At 46.5% G+C, this 26,359-nt stretch carries 19 protein-coding genes; 8 read left to right on the top strand and 11 right to left on the bottom strand.

All coding sequences use genetic code 11. From position 1 onward, the window contains the following. The first annotated feature begins 47 nt into the window (after positions 1–47). Complete coding sequence (locus tag AAW31_RS13570; RefSeq protein WP_046851786.1) at positions 48–917, top strand: hypothetical protein; 870 nt, start codon at positions 48–50, stop codon at positions 915–917. A gap of 353 nt (positions 918–1,270) precedes the next feature. Here the strand turns inward: AAW31_RS13570 and AAW31_RS13575 are convergent, their stop codons facing one another. After that, complete coding sequence (locus AAW31_RS13575; protein WP_046850633.1) at positions 1,271–1,468, bottom strand: hypothetical protein; 198 nt, start codon at positions 1,466–1,468, stop codon at positions 1,271–1,273. Here AAW31_RS13575 and egtB point away from each other — a divergent pair. After that, entirely contained in the window at positions 1,467–2,777 is a 1,311-nt protein-coding gene (egtB, locus tag AAW31_RS13580) for an ergothioneine biosynthesis protein EgtB (RefSeq protein WP_046850634.1), read from the top strand. The two genes, AAW31_RS13575 and egtB, sit on opposite strands and share 2 nt — an antisense overlap. 327 nt (positions 2,778–3,104) lie before the next feature. Further along, complete coding sequence (locus AAW31_RS13585) at positions 3,105–3,407, top strand: hypothetical protein (protein WP_046850635.1); 303 nt, start codon at positions 3,105–3,107, stop codon at positions 3,405–3,407. 617 nt (positions 3,408–4,024) lie between these two features. On the opposite strand, the gene AAW31_RS13590 is transcribed toward AAW31_RS13585, so the two are convergent. Then, positions 4,025–4,636, bottom strand: a complete 612-nt coding sequence (locus tag AAW31_RS13590) for an undecaprenyl diphosphate synthase family protein (RefSeq protein WP_046850636.1) — start codon at positions 4,634–4,636, stop codon at positions 4,025–4,027. 703 nt (positions 4,637–5,339) lie between these two features. Between AAW31_RS13590 and AAW31_RS13595 the strand changes: the two genes are divergently transcribed. From AAW31_RS13595 to AAW31_RS13605, 3 genes are all read left to right on the top strand, one after another. After that, the gene (locus tag AAW31_RS13595; protein ID WP_046850637.1) at positions 5,340–5,669 is read left to right on the top strand and encodes a KGG domain-containing protein; all 330 of its coding nucleotides are present in this window, start codon (positions 5,340–5,342) and stop codon (positions 5,667–5,669) included. A gap of 371 nt (positions 5,670–6,040) precedes the next feature. Then, positions 6,041–7,246 (top strand): ferritin family protein, encoded by a 1,206-nt coding sequence (locus AAW31_RS13600; RefSeq protein WP_046850638.1) that lies wholly within the window; start codon positions 6,041–6,043, stop codon positions 7,244–7,246. A 35-nt stretch (positions 7,247–7,281) separates the two neighbouring features. Continuing rightward, the gene (locus AAW31_RS13605) at positions 7,282–8,010 is read left to right on the top strand and encodes a ferritin-like domain-containing protein (protein ID WP_046850639.1); all 729 of its coding nucleotides are present in this window, start codon (positions 7,282–7,284) and stop codon (positions 8,008–8,010) included. 285 nt (positions 8,011–8,295) lie between these two features. Here AAW31_RS13605 and AAW31_RS19140 read toward each other — a convergent pair whose 3' ends face one another. From AAW31_RS19140 to AAW31_RS13645, 8 genes are all read right to left on the bottom strand, one after another. Continuing rightward, entirely contained in the window at positions 8,296–9,114 is an 819-nt protein-coding gene (locus AAW31_RS19140) for a Hint domain-containing protein (protein ID WP_158441543.1), read from the bottom strand. Further along, on the bottom strand, positions 9,038–9,301 hold the full coding sequence (locus tag AAW31_RS21450) for a hypothetical protein (protein ID WP_158441545.1): 264 nt from the start codon (positions 9,299–9,301) through the stop codon (positions 9,038–9,040). Before AAW31_RS21450 ends, AAW31_RS19140 begins: the two co-directional genes overlap by 77 nt. A gap of 594 nt (positions 9,302–9,895) precedes the next feature. Beyond that, a complete protein-coding gene (locus tag AAW31_RS13620) occupies positions 9,896–10,885 on the bottom strand; it encodes a Hint domain-containing protein (RefSeq protein ID WP_046850641.1) in 990 nt (329 codons plus the stop codon). 754 nt (positions 10,886–11,639) lie between these two features. Next, a complete protein-coding gene (locus AAW31_RS13625; RefSeq protein ID WP_046850642.1) occupies positions 11,640–13,265 on the bottom strand; it encodes a hypothetical protein in 1,626 nt (541 codons plus the stop codon). 237 nt (positions 13,266–13,502) lie between these two features. Beyond that, positions 13,503–16,010: an ABC transporter permease gene (locus AAW31_RS13630; RefSeq protein ID WP_046850643.1), complete on the bottom strand. Its 2,508-nt coding sequence runs from the start codon at positions 16,008–16,010 to the stop codon at positions 13,503–13,505. Positions 16,011–16,173: 163 nt separating this feature from the next. Further along, entirely contained in the window at positions 16,174–19,272 is a 3,099-nt protein-coding gene (locus AAW31_RS13635) for an efflux RND transporter permease subunit (protein ID WP_046850644.1), read from the bottom strand. Positions 19,273–19,279: 7 nt separating this feature from the next. Next, positions 19,280–20,545, bottom strand: coding sequence for an efflux RND transporter periplasmic adaptor subunit (locus tag AAW31_RS13640; RefSeq protein ID WP_235264385.1), 1,266 nt, complete (start codon positions 20,543–20,545; stop codon positions 19,280–19,282). Positions 20,546–20,585: 40 nt separating this feature from the next. Next, complete coding sequence (locus AAW31_RS13645) at positions 20,586–21,281, bottom strand: ABC transporter ATP-binding protein (RefSeq protein WP_046850645.1); 696 nt, start codon at positions 21,279–21,281, stop codon at positions 20,586–20,588. A gap of 10 nt (positions 21,282–21,291) precedes the next feature. Between AAW31_RS13645 and AAW31_RS13650 the strand changes: the two genes are divergently transcribed. Then, the gene (locus AAW31_RS13650; RefSeq protein ID WP_407667742.1) at positions 21,292–21,954 is read left to right on the top strand and encodes an arylesterase; all 663 of its coding nucleotides are present in this window, start codon (positions 21,292–21,294) and stop codon (positions 21,952–21,954) included. A gap of 119 nt (positions 21,955–22,073) precedes the next feature. Here the strand turns inward: AAW31_RS13650 and AAW31_RS13655 are convergent, their stop codons facing one another. Then, positions 22,074–23,090, bottom strand: a complete 1,017-nt coding sequence (locus AAW31_RS13655; RefSeq protein ID WP_046850647.1) for an RluA family pseudouridine synthase — start codon at positions 23,088–23,090, stop codon at positions 22,074–22,076. Positions 23,091–23,715: 625 nt separating this feature from the next. Here AAW31_RS13655 and AAW31_RS13660 point away from each other — a divergent pair. Continuing rightward, positions 23,716–26,337, top strand: a complete 2,622-nt coding sequence (locus tag AAW31_RS13660) for an Rne/Rng family ribonuclease (protein ID WP_046850648.1) — start codon at positions 23,716–23,718, stop codon at positions 26,335–26,337. Positions 26,338–26,359 lie beyond the last annotated feature (22 nt).

The raw sequence follows: 26,359 nt of genomic DNA on the forward strand, positions 1-26,359 counted from the left end.
AATTCAATAAAAATAAATTTCAACAAATTAAATTAGAGGTTATTTATATGAAACAATGCATGAAGCCGTTTATTTTATCTGCCTGCTCCCTTGCTCTGCTGGGCAGCACCCATTTTGCATCAGCAGATACTGCCGGTGATGCTGAAACCTTGCTCAACTGGGCTGAAAATACTTATCGTAAATTCTTCCCAAGCCATCAGGCTACGCAAAGTATTGAGCCTTGGCTCTTCAGACATTACCCTGAAGTGGGAATTTATGCAGGCGTCAATAAGACTGATAACGGCGTTTATGTATTAGGCGGACCTTGGGGCAATAATCCTACCTTCATTGACAACCTGCCCAATATGCTCAACCATATTGCCAATTCAGGTGGCAATGGCAGTATCCCTGCCTGCAACACCGCCAATATCCCTGACGGTCTGTTTTACACGCAAAGTGGCAATGTCGTCAATGTCACGACTAATGGGCAATGCATTCCACTTCCCACGAATAGCAATTTGTGTGAGCCCCCCCGCCAGGCTGTTGCAACAGGTATTTCCTTACTCACCACCAGCAACGGTACTCCCCCTGATATAAAAGGAATTACCATGAGCATCCCGGGCATTCCCAACCCATTTCAATCTCTTGCAAGTGATTTCTCCAACATCAAGCATTGCACCATTAATGCACCGGCAGAAAACGCCAATTTAATCATCAACTCAGATGTTTGCTACGACATGACATCCGCATTCGAAGGACAATTTGGCAGTATTCCTGGTATGACGATTACTCCGCCCATCACTATGGCAATCAAAAATACTGTTACCAGTCAGACTGTAGCCGACTGTTTCGCCACAGATGCCAGTAGTATCTCCGATGCCTTCACTAATGAAGTGTGGGTCAAACAAAATGGTTCTTTTATCAAAGTTAACAATTAACTTATTCTACTTTTAACACCCGCTCTTCACCCTTATGTCGCCTGAACGGTGACACAAGGGTGAATTGGCACCCAAAAACTGTACAGATTGTTAAGCTCTGGCAAGATTAAAAAGAAGCTTAATGAAGGTGAGTAACTAACATACTCTATTCGGGCGAACTCAAGGCAAAACTAGCGCTAGCAGTTATACACGGTGCTGAAACTGTCCCACAATTAGCAGCGCGTTATCGTTCTATTTCCAAATCAAAATTGACTTTGTCGGCCTCTCTTTGCCTGTCTGCCGTATTATTGATATTTCTGCGGCTTACCTTCGCATCATGTTTGATGTGGAAATGGAAGAATAAGTAAGAGTTTTTATATACCAAAGAATTCAATCACCTGCTGGAGGTAAAGCAGGATGTATTCATATAATTGGGCAGGTACCCTCAAGAACGATTTCATCAAAGGCTTGACAGTCTTACGCCTGATGAAGTCTACTACCCTTACGGAAGAACCAATCACGTTATAGGGAGCCACTTCAATCCCGTCTTTTTCCTTCAGGAGAAGAATCATGGCATCTTCTTTAATATATGCGAAATACGCTTCAATACGCGCACGCACACTGCAACTAATTGAGCCTCTGAGCGAAGAGGATTGCTGCGTAAAGTCAATAATGCCGGAAATGAGTCCAGTGAAATGGCATCTTGGTCATATCGCCTGGTTCTTTGAAACCTTTATACTGCAGCATTATGAGAAACCATTCAAACCTTTTCACCCGGCATTTCACACCATGTTCAGCTCTTACAATAAGTCTGGCCAGACCCATCCGGATCCCTTGCGTGGGCTATTCACACGTCCATCCTTATCCGTAATTCGCGACTATTGCCGGACAGTGGACGAGCGCATGGCACAGGTCCTGAACTACCATGCTGATGATAAAATGGTAAACACCTTAACCATCCTCGGAATGAATCATGAGCGACAGCATCAGGAATTGATACTCACCGACATCAAGCATTTGCTATCGCAGAATCCGCTTAACCCTTGCTTTATCGTAGCGCAAGATCCTGCACCAACAGCTCCTAAATATCCGCTTGCTTCAGCCCCTCCTCCACTCGAATGGTGCCACTTCGAAGGGGGGCTTGTGGAGATCGGATATAAGGGAGAAGAATTTAGCTACGACAACGAGTCACCTCGACACAAACAATACCTGCTCCCTTATCAACTGGCATCCAGGCTCGTCACCAATGGAGAATATCTTGAATTCATTAAAGCAGGCGGCTACCATAACCCCAGCTTCTGGTTCTCCGAAGGATGGGACTGGATCAAAGCCCACCGTCGCGAGCATCCCCTCTACTGGCGTGGTAATAATGGCAGCTGGCAGGAATTTTCACTCAGCGGACTAGCACTGCTAGATCCGTCTTTGCCAGTTATCCATATCTCGCTTTATGAAGCTGAGGCCTACGCTCGATGGTCGGAGGCAAGGCTTCCTACCGAAGCCGAATGGGAACATGCTGCCTCCCAACAAAAAATAGAAGGATGTTTTGCCGAGAATAACCGGTTTCACCCCTCTACCGCAGTAGTAACCAGTAGAACCGAGCCTGCTCAACTCTACGGTGATGCATGGGAATGGACGCAGTCAAGCTATTCACGCTATCCTGGCTATAACCCTGCAAAACCGAACGATCACGAGCCCATGTCCATCGTCTGGGATGAGGCAGTAGGTGAATATAATAGTAGATCCATGGTGAACCAATACGTATTGAGGGGTGGATCCTGTATTACCCCACAAAAGTGGATCCGTGCGAGTTTCCGCAACTTCTTACCTGCTAGTACTAATTGGTATTTTACGGGCATCCGACTGGCACGCGACGCAACCTGATCATTCGCTTCAAACTGGATGGTAAGTATTTTTCTGACAAAACAGAAAACCTCATGGTCTTCTCACAGAAACTTACTCATCCAATAGCAAGAAAAATTAGGAGTAGTATATCTTTTTGCACATTTCTTAATAAAATATATGCTTAACGAATGAATTTTAATCGCTTATTGGTGCGCCAGCGCACAGAAAATAGTAAATACAGCGGCTATACTCTTAAATAGCTCTTATATTGAACCTATCTAATCCAGGTTCGGGCGCTAGTAAATTTTTCCGCTCCTTACTATTCAGTGAGGAACTTCACTCTTAATTATAATGAGGTAATCTATTATGAATAATCATTTGAAAGTGGTGTTTACTGTCGTGATGTTAGCGTTCATTCTTTCCGCATGTGATTCCAGGGAAGAAAATAGGCGCGAAAACGTACTGGAGCAGAAAGCGGATAGAATGGAAGAGAAAGCGGATATGACGCGTGATCGTGGAGAAGCCGCGGCCGATCGGATAGAAAAACGAGATCCAGGACTGACTGATTCTCCCTCTATTGACCGTGCTGCCGAGGCCACTCGTAAGTCTACAGAGAGAAGCGCCGATCAAATGGAAGAGCAAGCTGATCGTATACGTGAGCAGAAGTAACGGTTGATCTGATCAACACCGGCTCCTCCTTTTAGCGGGGAGCCGCAAGAACACAATATATGCTGGTTACAAAAAGTAGGAAAGTAAGAGTCAAACTCTACGAAATGCTTGATTATGTATATAATTTATTTACACATAAATTTTGGCATATATTTGTACTTTTCAAAAAACCGGGGCACAAGCTGGTACTCAGCTCAGAACTATCAATTTAGTTAGAGTGTAGGACTTTCTAATAAAGAAGAGTCTGAAAGAAATTGGTGAATTTGAGTATTCGAACTTGATTCCGTTTTGGTCTGATTAAAAGTATCTCACTCATATTTTTACCATTGTTCAGCTCTTTACCCTTGGTATCGATAGTTGCCTCAGGAAAGAAGCACGGGCGGTAGAATTAACAGGCGCTCGAAGTTAATATACGGGTTAAAGAGATCGGTACAGAACACATTGACTTTTCTATCAAACCATTACCAAATATGGGTATATCCCTGATGTGTACGCACAACAGCATGGTGTTTGAATTCAACCAGAGCACATTATTGAGTGTTACAAATAGAGTAACTTAGTATTTATAAGAAAGTTGTTATAAACGAAACATTTTTTTCTTAATAAATCTAATATTTTCATCCTCCTAATGTGCGATCCTGAGATTTGAACCATTCGAGCGCGTTTTCAAAGTGTGATGGCTCAAAATCGGGCCAATATTGCTCTACCACATAGATATCCGCATATACTGACTGAGCAGGCAAGAAACCGCTAAGTCGCCTGCCTCCTCCCCAGCGGACGATCAAGTCGATGCGAGAGACCTCTTCGGAGCGCATCCGTCCGGCTCTTAAACCTTTCAAATCCCAATCCCAGCCGTAGTTAACTAAAAAATTCACCTTGATACCCCTTCCTTGCCGTGAACGAAAGCGACGCAAGGCAGCTGGAAAGTGAGATGACTCATCGTCTCCTAATACAAGTAGTGCTGCTCCGCGCGCGGCAATCTCTTCCGCGAAAATGATGCAGGCATTACGGAAGGCTTCTGCCTGAGCGGCCGGTCGATGAGTGTTGTCCTTAGTGAAGCCATAGATTGAGAACTCTTTAATGTCCAGTTTACGGCACATTTCGTACAGCTCTATTCCAGGCAGAATACCATGGGCGTAACCTTCCTCCTTAGCGAGATTCCGTGACTGGGCCCAACGTCGATTGCCGTCGGGAATGAAACCTACATGACAGGGGAGCATGCTTTTCATAATTATGGATTATATTATTTGTGTGAGAGAACCTTTATTTGCTTCTATCGGATAATGTTTAAGTATATTTAGTATCTCCTTACTTTTTTACAAATACAATACGTGTAAGCCCCTAGTCAATCAGACGGGACTTGACATTTAATGATTAAAAAACGCTTGAAAACCATTTTCAACGGCTTATTAAACATCCTCTACCCCGGCATGATCTTCTATCAATAATTTGATGGGATGGCACTTTGCTCTGCGCGTAGTCGTTTGCTGAATCGTAGCTTCTCTTATTGTATTGCTTTGAGTGGTAGGTACAATCAGTCTCCTTGAATTAATGGATGAATATTTGAAAAGATTTACTGACGACACGAATTACCGTGGTGAGTTGCATATATAAGCGAGAATCTATTGTAGAAGAACATACGTCGATTATCTTGTTCTGTTCACCAAAGGACATTGTTTTATTCATTCTCATCTTGCCTGCATAACGAATATTAATTGCATAGTTAGAGCTGTTACCAGCCGTTGGCTATAAATTTCCAACCAAAAGCTCTTTAATGTGTGTTAACGAACAGAAGTTAAGAAATTTGCTAGCTAGTATTGAATCATTCTCCTTTTAAGACGGAGATAAGATCCCAAAAACATTACAGGAAGCAGATAATAGATTTCGTTTGTTGAGGGAAAAATTGCGAAGTTAAATATGAGGAGCTATATCATGACTTCAGATAAAGAGAAAGAAAAAAACGGTGGTGATGGCGGCAATACTGATAAACGAGGTTTTGCTTCCATGGATGAAGAGAAGCAGCGTGGAATAGCCAGCAAGGGCGGCAAAGCAGCCCATGAAAAAGGCACTGCGCATGAGTTTGATTCGGAGGAGGCACGCGAAGCTGGCAGAAAAGGTGGTGAGACAGTCAGCAAGGACAGAGAACACATGGCGGATATTGGCCGGAAAGGTGGTGAATCAGTCAGTAAGGATAAGGAGCATATGTCCGAGATTGGTCGGAAAGGTGGTAAAAGCAGCCATGGTGGCGATAAGGATGAGTAGAATGCCAACAGCTAGCCAGAGCCATTAGTACAAGCGCTGCCTTCCAAAGTGAAATTTGAAGCGTTTAATTGTGATCGCGTTACTCATGCATTGAGTTGATTGCGAGCACTTCATTAATAGCTAAGTCTAAGTTTTATCTGGTCGAATCAACACCCCACTTATCAATTTAACCAAAATATCGACGATAGCGCAAACGGTCGATTAGGTTGTTTGCGCACAGACACGACAAATTTCAATACTCTATTTTCAAGCTTCACTCATTCATCGGCCTATTACTAGAGATTATCGATTAGCCGGACCAACATTTACATCTATTAATATTCTTCAGGTTAGCGCAGGATGGGTTACCTTGAGGAATAAAGGAGAACAAAATGGCACTCAATTTATTTGAAGATAAAGGTTGCCCGTTAGACAGGCAGCGGTTTACCTGGAAGGAACTGGTTCAACCTCCAATCAGCAAACTCGATGATGACGCGTTCACGCGGGTTCGAGTTATTTTGATGAACGGTATGGAAATGGAGGCGATCCGTTTTTCGCATGGGTGTGCCCGAATGAATCGGGAATGGCAGCTACCCCTTGCCCAACTACGCATTGTCGAGCAGCACCAGGCAACGATGATCAATGGACTTTTGGGAGCGGATCATTCAACCCTCGAGACAACCATTGCTTATGAACAAGTTGCGATCGAAGTAACGGCTGCAGTCGCACAGAATGAACCTGATGAGTACCTGGCCCAGGTATACCGTTTTGGTATGTTGGAGGATTTCGACCATCTCTACCGCTATAGCGCAATGTTGGATCGGCTGGAAGGTAAAGATGCCAATAATATTCTTCAATGCTATACGGATATTGTGCCAGGCCGTCCCACGATAGTAGAGCACCGGGCACCTCAAGACAACCTGCGGGAGCATTATGATCGCCTGCGCGCTGCGCCGATTACCAAATTGCATGCGCTGACCATCATGTCAAGCGAGCAGCAAACGCAGAATTTTTATCTGAATGTCGCTCCCATGTATGCTGACCCGGTAGTGCGGCAGTTATATACGGAAATCGCATCCATTGAGGAACAGCACGTGACGCAATATGAATCGATTATCGACCCACGTGAAACCTGGCTTGAAAAATGGCTGTTACATGAGGCTAACGAGGTTTATAACTATTATAGTTGCGTACAGCAGGAAACAAATCCACGTATCAAAGCCATCTGGGAGCGTTGCCTCGATTATGAACTGGGGCATTTGCAGGTTGCGATAGAAATGTTCAAGCAATATGAACGACGCGACCCGGCCGAAGTTTTACCGGGGGACTTGCCCGAACCGATCAAATTCGAGAGCCAGCGCGAATTTGTACGCCGCATTCTTAACCAGGAAGTCGATCTGCGCGCACGAGGTACTCAGTTCGTGAATAAATCTCAGGAAGGAGTGGAATCGCAACAATACCGGCAGCACCTTAACGCGTCAGGTTCACCAACCAATACGGTTGCAGCAGGCTATGAATGGTTTGCGGGCACAGAACTCGCACGTGATGGGGAAGCCACAAGAGAAAAATATGTACGTGGCCAAAAAATCGCCCACTAGGGTTTCTAGGTATGGACAACGAGAGGTGAATAACCATGGATAAAACCACTGTTTTAGGAAAGAATCGTTCAGGAGTAGACATATCCCCGATTGATATAAAGCAAATGATGTCGCTAGCTAAAGTGACTCCCGCTTCCTCACCGGGAGATGAGAAAGCTATTGCACAGATGCGCGAGGAATATATCGCCGAAGCTGACGTGATAGGATCAGTTCCACTGCCAGGCACACTGAAAGGGATGGCAAGCACTGCAATGGAAAAACTGATGGGCAAAAGTCCTGAAGGATTTATAGACAAGCTCGGCTGTCGGCTTGCGTTTGAGCGTACCGGAGTGAGGCTTTATGATGCTCTCATAACAAAGTGTTCAACTGCACCGATGAGCTCCAATATTTCACTCGATAGGCTGAACGAGTTCCGGAATGAAGAGTTTCAGCATTTTAAGCTCGTGGAAAACGCGATCCGATCCATCGGCGCGGATCCAACTGCACAGACACCATCGGCCGATGTAGACGGGGTGATTTCGCTCGGCCTGATACAGGTGCTGACCGATCCGCGCACATCGGTAGCACACTGCCTGGAAGCCATGCTAACCGCGGAGCTGGCAGATAACGATGGCTGGCGGATGCTTATCATGCTGGCCGAAAAGATGGGTATGGAAGATATGGCTCGGGATTTCCAGCAGGCGTTGCGGGAAGAAGACGAGCATCTTGTTTCTATTCGCCAGTGGTTTAAGGAGATGGTCATAAAAGACACGGTCGGAACCTAAGCAATTGTTATAAATTTTGCATCCTGGCGCTGAATGTAACGTACTGATGAAGCCTGGGTTTACATCGCCATGTTTCGTATTATGTTGAGGAAACCAGCTTAAAAGCAGGCACTTCCAAACAGTTTCTAAAGGAGAGTTAACTTCCTTTTTAACTGACTAATACTACATAAGCTAAGCGTCGTGTAGAAAGCTATGATGTAAAAATAGCTTTCTATCCAGTATGTTTTATACGAACCAACTGAATTGATAGCGAAAAATCTGCCACGGCTGAACTCGAAATGCAAGTCAACCTACCGCGCGGCCCTTGATATTCACTGGCGCAAACCGAGCCAACAAGGTACGCGCCGCTTCCATGACAGGACCAGTAGTCTTACGCGGATAGCATTCGCTCAAGCACTCCGCGGTACCACCACGGATGGAATTCAGCAATGCTTGCGGACATTCCGAGGTATTATCGAACCACTTGATATTTTCACACGGCATATAACTCTCGGTCGCAAGCCCTTCCGAGAAGATCACGGCGTGCCGGTCAAGCAGCAAGTGGAAGTATTCGATGTCCTTGATACGAGTATCGCGAAACACAGTCACGCCGTTAATCAGAAATTTGGCGGGAATAAGCTGATTGCGGAAAAAAATTGCATGTTCCTGCGAGACGCAGACATCCCGCTCCGGCAGCGCTGGCCCGAAAGCGCCAGCGGTAATGCGCACTGGAGCACTCTTTGCCAGACCGAAAGGGGTAGCGATGCGTTGCTGTCCAATCCATCGCAATGGTTGCCAGCCGCTGTTCAACGTGTGCACCTCGTCACCCACAGCCAACTCCTCCACCGGGCAGTAACCATGCCTGGTCAGGATGCGGGTGCCGCGAAGGAAACAGGCATGGCCATAGTGATAAGTTTCACTACCACTTATAGAGCCGGGGAATGTTACCGTAACGGTGCCTTCACCAAAATTGAGTCCGGCGCCAGTATACTCATTTTCAAAAACTTTGTTTTCCTCAATGTGCCAATTAAACGTGCCTTTATTTTTATTAACACCATCCACTACGGCATCCATGTGTTGAACTAAAAGAATGGTTTCCGTCAGACCATGTGACCGTAACCGCAATTTCATCCTCTTTTTCTAGAATGCTGTTTTCCCCGTTTATTGCAAAACTACCTTCGCCCCGCACTTTAAAGCCATTTTTAGTAGCATCGTTCTTGGAAATAGAGTTATTACCACCTGCAACATTCTTGATAGTGATACTTGTATAAGTGATAGCCATGCTGTCATCATGATCATCATTTTTAGCCATGTTACTATTCTCCCTAGTACATGAAATAGTGGATAATTCTCCGCGCGTGCATTGCCAATAAAGTTTTGCTTAAACTTCTTTTTGGCAAAAGCGGATCTCAAGCAGCTTCCAGCACTGCTTAAAACGCTATTCGTTTTGCGCAAGCACTTATTCAAGCCTTTCTTCATTTCTTTAATCGAAATAATGAGTGTTACAGGGAATTATCCTGTTCTGATATAGGAATTGTTCCTACATGAACAGTAGATTATTTCGAATGATAACTATATCGGCAACAGTGACTAATATCTGTAGTGTAAGTATTAAAAATTTATTTGCACAATTGAAATTACTAGAGTCTGGATTTTCCACCAGAACCAATCAAGGAAAAAATCTTGGGCAGATTTAACTGATAAATCAGAAAATAATACCTACAACGGTTTTTTGTTCGTTCGTGTAGGTGAGAGATTAAAATTCGGAGAGAATTGGAGCAAAGGCTTGGAAACATTGCATTTATGTCAATGCTAGCGCTAGAGGTTTGCTACAAATCGGCATATTGTGCACGCACTATCCTGGCCGATGGCAGTTTCCGCCATCGGCCAGGATTTAAATTGCTAGTTAACCTACCGCGCGATTCTTGGCATCTGCCGGCGCAAAACGGGCCAACAGAGCACGCGCCGCTTCCACAGCAGGGCCAGTGGTTTTGCGCGGATAACATTCAAGCAAACACTCGGCGGTACCGGCGCGGATGGCGTTCAGTAAAGCTTGTGGGCATTCCGCGGTATTATCGAACCAATCGATATTTTCACAGGGCACATAACTCTCGGTGGCCAATCCTTCCGAGAAGATCACCGCATGCCGGTCGAGCAGCAAGTGGAAATATTCGATGTTATCGATACTAGTATCGTGAAACACGGTCACGCCGTTGACTAAAAATCTGGCGGGGATAAGCTGATTGCGAAAAAAAACTGCGTGATCCTGTGAGACGCAGACATCCCGCTCAGGCAATGCTGGCCCGAAAGCGCCAGCGGTAATGCGCACCGGCGCACCTTTTGCCAATCCGAATGGCGTGGTGATGCGTTGACGGCCAATCCACCGCAGCGGCTGCCAGCCACCGCTCAGTGTGCGCACTTCGTCACCCACCGCTAGTTCCTCGACCGGGCAATAGCCATGCCGTGTAAGGACTCGTGTGCCGCGAAGAAAGCAGGCGTATTCAAATGCTATAGAAGGAGAAGATGCAGTCCCAGAAGGTGTTCCATCTTGTATTTTCGAAGGAAATATAACTTGAACAGTATGATTTGAAGAACCAATTTTAAGAGTGGGAAAAGTCGAAGAGAAACTATTTTCGGAAATTTCCCAAGTAAAATTATTTTTACCAGAACTTGTAACTAAAGCTTTAATATCTTGAGAAAAAATGTTAGTTCCATCAAACCATTCAACTGTAACTAAGATTTCTTGGCCAATGAAGGGAGGAGTATTTCCCGCATAATTACCTGAACCTGTAATTTTAAAGCCTGAAGCATTACCTTCATTTACATCAATTATATTATCTCCAGCAACGCCATTAGTATCTATAGCAATATTTGAGATATTTGTTGTGTTAGCCATGTTATTGTTCTCCGGGGTTCATAAAATAATTGGTAATTCGCCGTGCGTGCATCACAGCAATAAAAAAAGTGTATTAGTCGTTAAATTTCCTAAGTCATAAGTCTTTAAATCATTCGCTTCCTTATCAGGAACGCGCTATAAAACGAACCCAGAGAGTTTTACTAAACTTCATTTTGGCGAAACGTCTATCAATCAGCTTTTGAGTATCGCCTAACAACCTTCGCTTAACACCGTCATTCGTTTCGCAAGCTTTTATCTCAAATCTCCCAAACTTATTTAATCAGAAAGAGAAGAAAGAGATAAGGAATTTACTTTTCTTAATGTAGGATGTTTTCCTACATTAAGAAATATTATAAGCGGTTTTCTAAATATGATGTAGGAATTTTTATTACTTGTATTAAATATTTTATGATTTTTTCTTATTCACATATAGGAACTTTTCCTATATGTGAGAAATATTATTAGATGTGGGTATTGCAGGCGTTTTTCCTATATCAATACAGGAAATATTCTTATATGGATGGTTTGTTATTTTGGAGTTTTATAATGCAGGAGGCTACAGTAACCTATGCATGTGCTATAAAGGTTACCAATTTAACTTCCGGTAGTTAAACCGGGTTGAGGTGCTGTTAATTATTAGAAAATTAAATTACGGATAGAGTAACAATTGGTAAGAAATAATCTATTACGATGAGTCAACTCACTCATTGCAAACGCAACGAGCTGAAAGAACTTATGGAATGGAAATTTTTAATTATGAAGGAATATCAATAATATCAGGCTCTTGAAGCATAGATTCTTGCCCTGAAACCCTGAGTAGTTCGAGTCCAGCCAGCCCCAAACCCAGTTTGCGTGAGTCATTCTTTCCCCAAGCCTGAGGTGAACTGGCGTCTGGTAGTTGAAACTTAATTCGGTACGTACTTTTCCCATCCAGATATTCCGGAGTCAATGGCAGGCGAAAAGGCACGTTGTTCATGGTGCGGTCTAATCTCCAGCATAATAGAGGACGGCTGTTAATACTCACCATCACTCGTTGAAACAAGCGGTCCGGTGGCAAATATGTACGAAGATGGAGTAACAGCTCAATGTGATCGTCCACTGTCTCGGTTTCGAACTGGATAGCCGCATCAGAACCGTCTGTCCAGCGGCCCCATGGCTCATTGGCAGACCAGCCCTCGCCAAAAAATCCCGTCAAAGTGTTTTCTTCATTGGCAGCAATATAACGGCTTAACGGTAGACGTGGCTGGGGAACGATTTTGACGGGCGTGCTGCACTCAACTAACACTTCGGTAGAAGGTGACGAAGAGAAGGAACGGCAATTTTCTTGCAAGGCCGGGGTTAGCGTCGTGCTTATCTTACAAGCTGCCATACTCGTCATTGCCGCGATGCTGTGCAATTGAGGTTTTTTTGCGGCGTCATTTCGGTCGGAAACGCCTGCTTCTGCATTCTGGTGTGTCTGCCGTATCCAGACAAAGAACTGATGCGCACGTGCTGTCTCACTGTGACTTAAACAAAGTTGCTGAGCCAGAACGTCTGTCTCCACAGCCTGGCTGTCTCCCAGAGCTGACATAAAGGCTTCTGTCCCAGCAGGGTTTTCAAAGCAGGCCGGTCCCGCATGTGCATCAAGCACCCGAGTCAGGTTTTCCCGCGTCAGCAGCCCAGCACTGCCCCGCTCATCCGCTATGATAACGGCAGCGCCAGCTGCCGCGGCTTGAAGCGCCGGTTGTCCGGTTGCGATCACACAGCTATAACGTACATAAAACTCGGATGCAATACCCTGCAAGCATGTGGCATAGGACAAGCGTTCGAGCTGCATGCCTAACACTTCGCAGGCAGCCGCTACGGTTGAACTAAAGGCAGCGTCATCGGATATCACGAGTACGCTATTCCGCTGTACGCCATTCCGTTGAGCAGCCATTGACCCGGAAGAAAGACAGTTCTTCTCCTCTATCCCGGCGGCAAGGCTGAATTGCCGATTCAGCGGAATACCGCACTCCACCAAAATCCCTCGCAGCAAGGGTATATCGGAGAGATAACCCACGATGCAGGGATGCACCGGGAAAACACCTTGTAAGATGCCGTAGACCGTTACGCCGTAAACCACAGGCTGACAGGAAGTCCTGCCCAGTATTTCATTGATCGCCGACAGATCCCAACACAGATACATATCTGGCTTTCTCTCCTCCGAATCAAGATCTGTCAGAGACTGGAAGGTTGTCCAACCCGTTTCCTCCTGTAGCGAGCTTGATCCTCTGTTGATAATGATAGCACCGACTGATTCCCGGCTCTGCTCTAAAAAACGCAGAACCCGGCGATAAGCATCGCAAAGCGCCGGTTGAATGGGCGCAATCAGACATAGATTTAAAACCTGTTTTTCCATTGCTTATAAGAAAGAAGGGGAGTAGAACGCCTCCAACTGCTTTTCTGGATACTCAGAACAGTTTTAGCATGACCGCAAGCATTCCATTACCATAATTATTAAGTCGGCATATTGTATGCTAATAATGAGTGATGAATCGAGTTGTTTAACCGCCCAGGAAGGTTGGCAATGTGCTATAAGGATTGGAGAAGCAGAACAATGATTTCCAGCCTTATCTTCTCCTTTAGATCACTCCCTTTATCCGACTTTGCGCAATGTCCACAAAGGAGGATGTGTCAGGGTTGAGCGCGTTCCCAGCAATCCTGCAATAGTTACACCTATCATCCCCACCAAAATACCGACGAGCCAAATCCAGGCGTTAAAGGTATATGGAACATTCAAGACATACTTAGCAATCACATAAGCGAGCACGCTTGCACCGGCTGACGCAAAGATTCCCACCAGACCACCCAGTATGGCAAATTCAGCCGCCCAGGCACGGACCAGTTGCCTACGTTTGGCACCTAACGTGCGAAAAATCGCCGCCTCATAAATGCGCTCATCCTGGGTTGCTGAAATAGCGGCATAAAGCACGATAAAACCAGCCAATAAAGTAAACAAGAACACAAATTCTATCGCGCGGGATACTTGCACAATCATTTTCTGTACCTGCTCGATCACAGTTGCCACATCAACCACCAGCAAATGGGGGAAACTTTTGACCAATTCGTGCATCACGCCGACTTGTGAAGGGGGCAAATAAAAGCTGGTTACATAATTAATTGGATACGCATCCAGCTCGCCGGGACGGGCGATTACAAAAAAATTAACGCGAAAGGTATCCCAGTCAACTTTCCGCAGGCTGGTAATCGTGGCGGAGAACGGGCTGCCCGCAATATCAAATGTTAACCGGTCACCTAATTTGACCCCAATGATTCCGGCGACTTCCTCCTCCAGGGATAATTCGTTCTCAGGCGAATCTGCTCCCTGCCACCAGCGGCCTGCCACAATCTCATTATCCGACTGGAGTTTATCTGCCCAGGACAGATTGAATTCACGGTTGAGCAATTGCTTCTTCCGTGCCTCGGTATAATCATCGATGCGCACTGGCTGGTCGTTAATTGTCATCAAGCGACCCCGCACCATCGGATAGAAATCAGGCTGCTGCATCCCATGCTGTACAAAAAATTCTGCCAAAGGCTGTAACTGATCAGGTTGAATATTGATCAGAAACCGGTTAGGGGTATTCGGCGGTAAGCTGGTGCGCCAATCCCTTAGTAAATCACTCTGAATCAGGGTGAGTACTAGCATCGCCATCAAACCCAGCCCCAACGCAATCGATTGAACCAGACTCGCAATGGTGCGGCGCCGGATATTAGCCAGCCCATAACGCCACGCACTTGCCGCTTGCTGACGTACCAGCATTAATAACTTAATCAATACCCAACCGAGTAATGCAAAAATTGCAATCGCAGCCATGAATCCTAGCATGACCAAGATACCCATGCGCAGTTCGCCTGCTTCCCATATGAATAAAATTGAGAGCGCCAACAGGCCAAAGGCGTACCCTGCCAGACCATGCAGATTAGTTATGCCGAAATCGCGACGCAACACCCGTAACGCAGGCACACGCCGTAAATTAAGCAAGGGGGGCAGGGAAAAGCCGAGCAGCAATACCATACCACTCAATAAGCCATGCACTGCGGGTAAGCCACTGGGCAAAGGTAATGAGGTTTCCACCAAGCCGGCCAACCAATGCGATAGAAACTCTTGTGCAACAAAACCCAGCAAGCAACCTAACCCACTGGCCACCAATCCCAATATGACGAAATGATACAGATACAGGTGCAATATCGTTGACTGGCTTGCTCCCAGGCAGCGCATAATGGCACACCCATCAAGGTGACGCTGGGTAAAACGGCGCACAGCAAGCGCCATGGCTGCAGCAGCAACCACTACACTTGCTAACGCAGTCAGGCTCAGAAATTTTTCTGCACGCTCCAATGCGGAGCGGATTTCCGGACGCGCATCACGTATGCCTTCGATGCGTTGTCCAGGCACGAGTTCCTTCTGCGCCCAGCTACGAAACTCGGCAACCTGTTTTTCTTCCCCCGCCACTAACAGTTGATAGGTGACTCGACTACCTGGCTGAATCAGATGGGTCGCAACCAGATCATCTGCATTCATCAATAATCTAGCTCCCATATTGATAAAGCCGACCGAATAATCCGGCTCACGCGCAACCAATGCAGCTACAGTCATGCAGGTAGCGCCTAGTTCCAGTGTTTCACCCGGAGTAATATCGAGACCCGCCATTAGTTTTTCATCGATCCAGACGGTACCTGGAGAAGGAATCCCTTGCGCCACATAGGTCCTTTCCTCCGTGATGATTTCACTGGCAGTGTGCGCAAGCCGCAATTCACCCCGTAGCGGATAGCCAGCCGATACCGCCCTGATTTCAGCCAGAAGATTATTCTCTTCCTTGCTCGCCATGCTGGAAAACCGGGTCAATGTAGCGGTCTTTAAACCGAGTTGCTCGGCTTTATCCGCATAATGAGCTGACAAAGGGCGATCGCCAATGACGAGTAAATCAGCACCCAGTAATCGATTACTCTCTCTGGAAAGAGCAAGCTGCACTCGATCAGCAAAAAATCCAACCGTGGTGATACTGCTAACCGCAATCATGAGTGCCAGCACCAGTATGCGTAATTCACCTGCGCGCCAATCACGACGCAGCATACGAAAGGAGAGTCGAAAAAGATTCATAAAGAGGATTCCATCAAAAATTTACAGCATGCTATTCATTTTATTCTATTTTCCAATCAAACATGACGTGAAGGTGAACCGCAGACAGGATCAATCATACGACAAGGTGAAGCCAACCAAGTTAGTTTTGATTGGGCAAGGAAATGACTTCGGTAGTGGTCAATCACTCAGGAAGCAGCGCGCGAGGCTGCTTAGACTGTTCGTTGACAGGTGTCTGCCGACTGCCTGAGAATCGGTCCAGATACAGGTAAATCACCGGGGTAATAAACAAGGTGATCACTTGGGAAAACAATAAGCCCCCTATCACTGCCAGCCCGAGCGGTTGCCGCAACTCGGCGCCGGCACCGAGACCAAGGGCAATCGGCAGCGCACCCATCATAGCAGCGAGTGTGGTCATCATAATTGGACGAAAACGAAGCAGGCAAGCTGTATGAATTGCTTGGTAGGGTGTCAGATGTTGCTCCCGTTGGGCGTCCAGTGCAAAATCGATCATCATGATGGCGTTTTTCTTCACAATACCGATCAGCAATAAAATACCGATCATAGCCATGACAGAAAGCTCGATATTGAAAAACCATAAAATACCCAGCGCACCCACCGCTGCGGAAGGAAGACCTGCAAGAATCGTAATGGGATGAATATAGCTTTCATAGAGCACCCCGAGTAACACATAAATAACCAGCAGTGCCGCCACAATCAGGATGAGCTGGCTTGTCTGGGAGGATTGAAAAGCTGCCGCATCGCCAGCAAAGCTGGTCAGAATGCTGTCAGGTAGATTGATTTCATGTTTGAATTGTTCGATCAGTTTAGCAGCTTCCCCCAAAGCAGCGCCTGGCGCAAGATTAAATGAGATGGTCAAAGATTCAAGCTGCCCCACATGATTGATTGCCAGCGGCCCCATTTCGCGCACTACCGTTGCCACGCTCGATAACGGTACGAGCGCACCATTTTTTGCTCGCAAGTGAATGTTATCAAAAGCACTCTCATCGGTACGATACTCCCCTGCCACTTGCAGAATGACGCGATAACTATCGCTTGAGGTGAAAATGGTCGAAACCTGCCGCTCGCCAAAAGCACTGTACAACGCTGACCGAATCGCAGCGACTTCTACACCCAGTAAATTGGCTTTATCACGATCAATTTCGAGCCGCGCTTGTAACCCTTTGAGTTTCATATCACTCGTCACATCCCGGAACACGGCGTGCTGCTGCATACGTGACATGACAGCATCTGCTGCCGCATACAAATCCTCAGTCCGTACGCTGCGCATCACGTATTGATAGCGGCTCTTACTGGGCATACTGCCAATCCTCAGATTTTGCGAGGGCGTCATGAATATCCTGACGCCAGCCATACCGCGTACTTCTTTACGCAATACTTCCAGCACTTTGCTCATCACGGGGCGTTCGCTACGCGGTTTGAGGCCGATAAACATACGTGCGTTGTTAGCGCCTTCGGTAAAGGTAATGCTATTATCAACAAAGGGATGAGCCTGAATGATTTCACTGGTTTGTTCTACCAAGCGGGTCAAGGCGGGAAAGGAAATATCTTCTGCTGCTTCAATCGAAATCATGATTCGGCCCGTATCTTCTTCGGGAAAGAATCCTTTGGGCAGCACCAGAAAGAGTATACCCGCCGCAACAAAGGTACTCAGGGCAATTGTCAGCACGGTGCGCCGATGACGCAACGCCCAGTCCAGCACATAGGTATAGGCTGCCAACAGATGATTAAATCCGTTCTCAAACCATTGCGTCAATCTCATACTCCATCCATCTGATGAATCCAATACCAGATAACGACTTGCCATCATGGGAACCAGCGTGAGCGAAACAACAGCCGATACCAGTACTGCAATACTGACGACCGCAGCAAATTCGTGAAACATCATGCCGATAACCCCTGGCATGAAAAAAACCGGGATGAAAACAGCTACCAGCGAAATCGAAATGGAGAGGATGGTAAAGGTAATCTCTTTCGAGCCACGTAATGCTGCCTGCATTGGCGGCAAGCCATTTTCGATATGTCGCACGATGTTTTCCAGCATCACAATAGCATCGTCCACCACCAGCCCAACAGCGAGGGTAATGGCCAGCAGGGAAATATTATCGAGCGTATAGTCAAAAACGCGCATCAGCATCACCGTACCCAGCAATGAAATCGGTAACGATAACGCGGGAATAAGCGTGACAGCAGGTTTACGCAGGAACAGGAACATGACCAGAATCACCAGCGCAACGGTTAAGCCAAAAGTCAGTTGCACATCAAAAATCGCATCCCGGATAGATTGGGAGCGATCAAGATAAAAGGCCAATTGCACCGAAGCAGGTAATTGCGCACTTATTTTCGGTAAGGCGACCTTGACAGCATCGGAAGCGGCTACGACATTCGCTCCAGGCTGTGCATAAACAAGCAAGCCGATGGATGGCTGGCCATTTGTCCAGCTCGCAGTCTTGACCGATTCCACACTATTTTCCACCATGGCCACGTCTGATAATTTAACCGGATGACCGTTGGGCGTGGTAGCAACAATCAACTCTGCAAAGGCATCCGCGTTATCAAGCTGGCGATTAGCCTGAACGATCAAGGTCTGACGAAGCCCATCCAGTGTACCCACAGGCGAATTGTCATTGGCTCGCGCCAATGCATCTGCGATATCATCCACTGTTAAGTTGCGCGCGGCCAGTGCCAGTGGATTGACCTGCACGCGTACGGCATACTTTTTCTGACCATTAGGTCGTATTTCACCGATGCCCGGCAGCGTAGACAAAGCCGGTACAATCAGCTTATCAGCAAAATTATTCAGCTCGGGTAATGGCATCGTTTCTGATGTCAGCGAAAGGATGGTAACCGGCGTATCGGCTGGATTGACTTTGCGATAGGAAGGCATTGTGGTCATTTCAACCGGCAGCGATTGCTGCGCCCGCAATAGTGCCGCTTGCACATCCACTGCTGCACCGTCCATATCACGATCCTGGTTAAATTCCAGCGTGACCACGGTAGTCCCCTGCGTACTGGTTGAGCTGATGACTGATAAACCCGCAATCGCTAAAAACTGACGCTCAAGAGGAGTAGCCACAGCTGAGGCCATCGTATCCGGGCTTGCCCCCGGTAACACCGCATTGACGGTAATGGTAGGGGTATCAAAACGGGGTAATGCTGCAATAGGAACACCGCTATAAGCCAGAATGCCCGCAATGACGGCTGTCAATGACAACAATATTGTCATTATCGGACGGCGTATACATAATTCGGCCAGATTCATTGCTTATTTAGAGCGATGGAAGGAGTGAAGGGGATGGAGTATTGTTATTGCCAGAATCCGATCTCAACCCACCCTGATCAGAATCAGACACTTGCCCGCAAGTTCTGCTCGGGTTTACCGTAGTACCAGCACGAAGATGCTGAGCTCCTTCAATCACGACACACTGACCCGCTTCTATCCCTTTTACCACCGCAATACCCTCCTGGATCAACTTGACATCAACTCGTTGGGGCATTGCTTTATTATCTTCTCCCACGACAAAAACAAGCTGACCGTTGGGTCCGGTTTGTAGCGCCTGAGTGGGGACGGTTAATGCCTTAGGCAATATACTGGCGATCAACGTCACATTAGCAAACATGCCAGGCCAGAACTTTCCGTCTGCATTAGCAAATTCGGCTTTGATCTGGATCGTGCCACTGGCCGTATCGACTGCACTATCAATAAATACGATACGTCCCTCTCGCTCCTGTTTGTCAGAAAGGTTAAGCTGGGCACTAACGGTTACTTCTCCTTTGGCAAGCGCTTGTTTCAGAGTGGCTAATTCACGTTCAGGCAACACAAAACTCACATAAATCGGATCAATCTGGGTAATGCTTACCAGCAGAGAAGCTTCCGGTCGGACCAGACTGCCGGGATAAACCTGGATAGCGCCCGTCCGGCCTGCAATCGGTGCCACTATCTCTCCATAACCACGGGTAACACGGTCTACCTGCACAGCAGCCTCATCAAATTTCAGTTGATTCTGCAACAACTCAACCTGGTTTTCTGCAACATCCAGTGCTGCCTGAGAAATAAAATTTTTGTGAAACAATTCCTGTTGGCGATGGAGCTGACGCATTGCATTATGCAATTCGACCCTTGTCTTGGCGAGCTGCGCAGCGGATTTAGCTAGATTGGCTTCCTCGGCACGTGTATCAAGGGTAAACAATCGTTCGCCCTTAGCCACGAACTGGCCTTCCTTGATATGAACTGTTTTGATCGCGGCTGCGACCTGCGGCCGTACCTCAACTATTTGTATAGGCGATACGGTACCTTTAGTCTTAAATTTGACCGGCACATCCCGTTGCGAAGTCAGGGTTGCTACGACTGGAATCGGCATGACACTTACTTCATTTTTTGGGATGCGATTGGCAGCTGAATCATGAGTTCGCAAAAACCAAAAACCCGCTGCCAGTACAATGAGCAAAAAACTGATGAAAGCCATCCTCGAATAACCTTTGCCAGCGGCCGAATCCTTCTGGGAAATTGCTGCTGCCGATACCTTATTTGTCATTACTCTATCAAAAATGATCTGAATATAGAGCCATATCTTTTCAATGGATTATTCTACCGCTGGCCATTCGTATTTGCCGCGAGCAGCGAGTAGATAAAGCTTCATCATGAGTCACGAGCACTAGCGTGGTTCCTCGTTCCCGATTTAACTCAAACATCAGTTCGATAATTTGTGCACCCGTTGCAGAATCGAGGTTACCCGTTGGCTCATCGGCAAATAACATTTTCGGCTGAGTTACGAAAGCACGAGCAATCGCAACACGTTGCTGTTCACCGCCCGAAAGCTGCCGCGGATAATGTTTAAGCCGCATTCCCAGTCCGACACGCTCAAGCAATGCCTGTGCTGCCCGTCTCGCATCATTTATACCGGCAAGCTCCAATGGCAACATTACATTCTCGATAGCGGTCAACGCAGGCAGTAATTGAAATGACTGAAACATAAAACCAAGCAATCTACTGCGTAAAGCCGCCCGTTCATCCTCATCCAGCAGAAAAATATCCTCACCATCCAGGTAAACATGGCCACTGGTCGGAACATCCAGACCGGCCAATAGTCCAAGTAAGGTAGATTTTCCCGAACCAGAAGCACCTACTATAGCGATCGATTCGCCTGCATTTACTTTCAGGGAGATATCCTGCAAAATCGTTAGTCGATTATCGCCGGTATCGACTTGTTTAGTAAGGGAGTCTGTTCGCACGATAGGATGTGCCATTTGTTTAGCACGATTATTCATCATGAAAAATTTTTTGATCATTCTTTTTTTTCTATTCCCTATTACGTCTTATGCCGTAGCTAACCCAGCTAATGGCATCACTGTCATGATTTTTGGAGATAGCTTATCGACCGGCTATGGTTTGCCAGCAGAAGTTGGATGGGTTAATCTGCTCAAACAACGAATGCAGGCGCTCTCCCCTCATTATCAAGTCATCAATGTCAGTATCAGCGGTGAAACAACGCTGGGGGGACGTCATCGTATTGAGCAAGCACTCAAAACGCATCAACCGGACATCGTCATCATTGAATTAGGTGGTAATGATGGTTTACGCGGCGCATCCATTCAATCTATCCATGATAATCTAGAGGCCATCATTCAAGTTTGTCAGCGAAATAATGTCACGCCTTTACTCGCTGGGATGCAACTACCGCCCAATTATGGCACAGCCTACACCCAAAAGTTCCGCAATATTTATCCCCAGCTTGCTGAGCGCTATCAATTAAAGCTAGTTCCTTTTCTGCTGGACGGATTTGGAGATAAGCGCGAGTTTTTTCAAGCGGATGGCATTCATCCGGACGTAGCTGCTCAAAAGTTGATTACAGAAAATGTATGGGAAGTGTTATACCCGATGCTGGAATCAAACTACTCTACTGTGCAGAAAAGCATACAACTCGAACCCGCATTTGATAACTAATTTGATAAGAAAAAACAGGATGTCCGTAGATTGTTCACAAGCTGTGAAGAAACAAAGCAAGCGCCCCAAGCGCGAGGTGGGCGAAATGCAGTTCCATGGGAAAACTCGTAAGCTCGTTTTTACGGCCTGGTAACAGGATTCTCCTCATCCAATCTCTGCAGAAAAGTTGTCAGATCATTGGGTAATGCCGCTTCGAGGCCAATATATTCCCCGGTTGCTGGATGCGTCATCTTCAAACTAGCCGCATGCAGAAACATGCGTTTTAAAGCAAGCCTTTGTTTCCCTTTCATCAGTTTTTTATTCAACTCAAAATCGCCATATTTATCATCCCCTACAATCGGAAAACCTAGGTGTGCCAAATGGACCCGAATTTGATGGGTACGGCCGGTTTTTAATTCTGCTTCGAGCAAGCTGAAGTTTTGCCAATTTTTTTTCAAAGTAAACACGGTATGAGCTGGCAATTCTTTTTTTTCCTCATTCTTCCCTGACATCACCATGACACGTCGCTCACCGTCAGCGGTAACAAATTTATTAAGTGATAATTTCACACTTTGTTTAGCATTGCGCCATCTTCCCTTGACCATTACCGAATAACGTTTTTGGACGATTCCCTCTCGAATCTGTCGATGTGCCTCGACCAATGCGCTGCGTTTCTTGGCCAGCAGCAGAACGCCAGAGGTTTCCCGATCCAGGCGATGTACCAGTTCCAGGAATTTCCAGTCAGAGTGATGAGCGCGTAACTGTTCGATCACACCATAACTTATGCCACTACCACCATGCACTGCGATGCCGGAGGGTTTATTAATAGCCAACAGCCATTCATCTTCAAACAACACTTCAAAAGCAGCAAGCGGAGGTTTTATTATTTTTTGAGCGCTTTGGAATGTTCTGATGGGCGGAATACGCACCTTATCATTCTGCTGCAAGCGATAATCTGCATTGATTCGCTTACTGTTGACACGTACCTGACCGCTGCGCAGGAGTTGATAAATGTGACTCTTGGGCACCCTTTTAAAACGCTTGAAGAAAAAATTATCAATGCGTTGCCCATCGGCTTCTTCATTGATATTTTCTACAATGACCATATCTGGCATAATATTTTTGTTTAACGTATTAATTTTACCTATACTCTTCATTTAGAATTCACATATTTACCCATATACTACATAAATCATGTACTAATTACATGATGAGCATAATGACACCGGGTAATGGTTAACTCACTCGATAGGTTTAAAGTTTTGAAGTGTTGAAGAAAATCAGCACTGATTTGGTTAATGTCGCTCACCACCTAAAGTAGCGATAGTAATTGATTTGCGCGCTCAAAGCACATATGAATTTAGTTTCCGGTTTCGTAGTACCCGCCGACGGGATAGACTTTGTCGAAACCTTGTATAACTTGATTTCAATCCTGTTTCCACAATTTACAGGAACCAAGCTACACGCTAGAAATTGGCCAATCTTCACGGAAGGGAAAAATAAAAAAGGTCTGAATAAGAGAAAGAGTGTTGGAAGCACCCAGAGCATGAGCTCCCATATAACAAGCCAGGCAAATCTTGGCGTGGCTCCCTATCATCGAGAAAAACTCAAGGGGTTAAGCTCCGCGATACTGCGATGTACCACTATAACCACTCCATACCGTCCTTTCCTAATACCATGATCCAATTACTGAACAATAAATTCTATTATGCGTAAACGATAGGAAGCTATGCTGCCTGATATGCAGCAATCTGCCCGTGAATTGAGCGCGGGAGGCATAAAATGAAACGCATGTTATTCAATGCGACACAGCCAGAAGAGTTGCGTGTCGCAATTGTAGATGGACAAAAACTGATTGATCTCGATATTGAGACAATTGGTAAAGAACAACGTAAAGGCAATATTTATAAAGGAGTGATTACCCGCTTAGAACCAGGATTAGAAGCCGCTTTTGTTGATTATGGTGGAGACCGCCATGGTTTTTTGCCTTATAAGGAAATCTCCCCCACCTGCTTCGGTGAGAGCCCTGATTTACCGGGTCATCATATTCCAAGCTTACTCCGAGAAGGTCAGGAGCTGATTGTTCAAGTTGATAAGGATGAGCGTGGCACGAAAGGTGCTGCATTAACTACCTACATTTCCCTGGCAGGGCGTTATCTCGTGCTGATGCCCAATAATCCGCATAGTGGAGGGATATCCCGCCGCATCACCGCAGAAGAGAGAACTGAGCTGCGGGATGTCATCTCGCACCTGCAGATTCCGCCCGGGATGAGCATTATTGCACGTACTGCAGGCATTGGCCGCAATGAAGAAGAGTTGCAGTGGGATTTAAATTATTTGACCCAGCTTTGGTACGCGATTGAAGAAGCTGCTAAGAATCAAAGCGGTATCTTTCTGATTTATCAGGAAAGCAGTCTCGTTATTCGTGCCATTCGCGATTATTTTCATCACGAAATCGGTGAAATTCTGATCGACAATTCTGAAATTTATGAACAAGCGTGCCAATTCATGGCTCACGTCATGCCAGACAATGTCGATCGTCTCAAACTGTATCAGGATGATATCCCCCTATTCTCTCGCTTCCAGATTGAACACCAGATAGAAACGGCTTACTCCCGGCAGGTATCCCTGCCTTCAGGCGGAGCTATCGTCATTGATCACACAGAAGCGCTCGTATCTATCGATGTCAATTCAGCACGAGCCATTCGAGGTGCTGACATCGAAAGCACCGCACTTAATACCAATCTGGAAGCTGCAGACGAAGTTGCCCGGCAGCTGCGTTTACGCGACTTAGGGGGATTGGTGGTCATTGATTTTATTGACATGGAAGTCGCCCGTAACCAGCGGGAGGTGGAATCACGTCTGCATGAAGCGCTGCATCATGATCGTGCACGTGTCCAGGTCGGAAAAATCTCACGCTTTGGATTATTGGAGCTATCGCGCCAGCGCCTACGTCCATCGCTTGGAGAAAGCAACTATATCACCTGCCCACGTTGCCATGGTACGGGACATATCCGTGGTACTGATTCATCCGCTCTGCATATTCTCAGAATTATTCAGGAAGAAGCGATGAAAGAGCATACCAGTGCCCTGCATGTGCAGCTTCCTGTCGATGTGGCTACTTTTCTGTTAAATGAAAAACGTTCTGATATCCATAGTATCGAAGCACGCCTGAAAGTTAATATTATCCTCATTCCGAATATCTATTTGGAAACGCCCAATTATAAAATTACTCGGCTACGCCAGGAGGATATGAAATCAACTGAAATACAAGCCAGTTATGAGATGGTAGAGAAAGTTGCAGAGGAAATTATTCTGCCGACAGCGCAGGAAGCCAAGCCAACACGTCCACAGGCCGCAGTAAAAGGAATTACACCCACGCAACCTGCGCCAGCACGTGAAGAAAAAACTCGCGAACAAGCCTCATTCTTGGATAAATTCTTTGGCTGGTTCAAACCAACCAGCCAGGAGCATGCGCCAGAAGAACCTGCTCCACCCAGCCATAAAGAGAAATCCCAGCGTCACGAACGGGGTCGGGGACGTCGGGATCGTGGTCGTGGTGGCCGCAGTAAAGAGCTCCTTACTCATGAACAACGCAAGCATCATGATCTACATGAGCCTCTGCAAGAATTGCCCCAAGAGCCTGCGGGTGTCCTGCTAGAAGAGCAGATTGCTTCTGAACCCCATGGAAGAGCCGTACAGAAAAGTCGTGATAGTCAGCTTGCGCGAAGAAAACAAGCCCATCCGCCGCGTGAAGAAAAAGTACATACAGAGGTAGAAGTACCGACCGAAGAAGGCATCTCGCCAGTTGAGGCATTACCTGAGCAAATGGAAGAACGTGAAGAGCGTGGTCGTTCACGCCGCCGTCGTGGAGGGCGGCAGCGTGATCGCTCTGAGCGATCACGTCTGCATAAAGTAGCTGATACTGAGGAAGCCGCTTCCTTGGAAGAAACTCAGCCTGAAAGTCAATCTGAAAGCCACTTAAATGATCAGGCATCAGCGCCCAAACTCATTACTTTTAAGGCAGAAAGTGTCCTCACTGAAATGAGTGAAACCAGCGAGAAATCTGAATCAGCCGATTATTCTCCTGATCTGCCAGCAACAGCACCACCTGCTCCTATTCCACAATTTGATTTGCCATTCAAGCACATCTCGACGCCAGCAGAACAGGAATTATCTGCTTCCCCACCCAGCTCGCCTCAATCGGATGAGCCGGCTGAGCCATGTCCGGCTTCCGAATTCCCGGATTTGTCCAAAAGTGGCTTAATCATGATTGAGACCGCCCCTGATAAAATTTCTGAAGCAATGGAAGATCTGACTTCTCCCAAGAGACAACGACGTAAGCCAGCAGTCATAAAAATGATTGAATCTGAGCCATTAATTCAGGTAGAGACAAAAGATTAATTTTCTGAATAAAAAAATGGGG

This window comes from Nitrosomonas communis (assembly GCF_001007935.1).
GTDB classification, from domain to species: domain Bacteria; phylum Pseudomonadota; class Gammaproteobacteria; order Burkholderiales; family Nitrosomonadaceae; genus Nitrosomonas; species Nitrosomonas communis.

What these genes read in the sequence shown, in the direction of transcription:
- AAW31_RS13570 (WP_046851786.1), top strand. Translation starts at nt 48, where the DNA reads ATGAAACAATGCATGAAGCCGTTTATTTTATCTGCCTGCTCCCTTGCT.
- egtB (WP_046850634.1), top strand. Translation starts at nt 1,467, where the DNA reads ATGGCATCTTCTTTAATATATGCGAAATACGCTTCAATACGCGCACGC.
- AAW31_RS13575 (WP_046850633.1), bottom strand. Translation starts at nt 1,468, where the DNA reads ATGATTCTTCTCCTGAAGGAAAAAGACGGGATTGAAGTGGCTCCCTAT.
- AAW31_RS13585 (WP_046850635.1), top strand. Translation starts at nt 3,105, where the DNA reads ATGAATAATCATTTGAAAGTGGTGTTTACTGTCGTGATGTTAGCGTTC.
- AAW31_RS13590 (WP_046850636.1), bottom strand. Translation starts at nt 4,636, where the DNA reads ATGAAAAGCATGCTCCCCTGTCATGTAGGTTTCATTCCCGACGGCAAT.
- AAW31_RS13595 (WP_046850637.1), top strand. Translation starts at nt 5,340, where the DNA reads ATGACTTCAGATAAAGAGAAAGAAAAAAACGGTGGTGATGGCGGCAAT.
- AAW31_RS13600 (WP_046850638.1), top strand. Translation starts at nt 6,041, where the DNA reads ATGGCACTCAATTTATTTGAAGATAAAGGTTGCCCGTTAGACAGGCAG.
- AAW31_RS13605 (WP_046850639.1), top strand. Translation starts at nt 7,282, where the DNA reads ATGGATAAAACCACTGTTTTAGGAAAGAATCGTTCAGGAGTAGACATA.
- AAW31_RS21450 (WP_158441545.1), bottom strand. Translation starts at nt 9,301, where the DNA reads ATGGCTAAAAATGATGATCATGATGACAGCATGGCTATCACTTATACA.
- AAW31_RS13620 (WP_046850641.1), bottom strand. Translation starts at nt 10,885, where the DNA reads ATGGCTAACACAACAAATATCTCAAATATTGCTATAGATACTAATGGC.
- AAW31_RS13625 (WP_046850642.1), bottom strand. Translation starts at nt 13,265, where the DNA reads ATGGAAAAACAGGTTTTAAATCTATGTCTGATTGCGCCCATTCAACCG.
- AAW31_RS13630 (WP_046850643.1), bottom strand. Translation starts at nt 16,010, where the DNA reads ATGAATCTTTTTCGACTCTCCTTTCGTATGCTGCGTCGTGATTGGCGC.
- AAW31_RS13635 (WP_046850644.1), bottom strand. Translation starts at nt 19,272, where the DNA reads ATGAATCTGGCCGAATTATGTATACGCCGTCCGATAATGACAATATTG.
- AAW31_RS13640 (WP_235264385.1), bottom strand. Translation starts at nt 20,545, where the DNA reads ATGACAAATAAGGTATCGGCAGCAGCAATTTCCCAGAAGGATTCGGCC.
- AAW31_RS13645 (WP_046850645.1), bottom strand. Translation starts at nt 21,281, where the DNA reads ATGATGAATAATCGTGCTAAACAAATGGCACATCCTATCGTGCGAACA.
- AAW31_RS13655 (WP_046850647.1), bottom strand. Translation starts at nt 23,090, where the DNA reads ATGAAGAGTATAGGTAAAATTAATACGTTAAACAAAAATATTATGCCA.
- AAW31_RS13660 (WP_046850648.1), top strand. Translation starts at nt 23,716, where the DNA reads ATGAAACGCATGTTATTCAATGCGACACAGCCAGAAGAGTTGCGTGTC.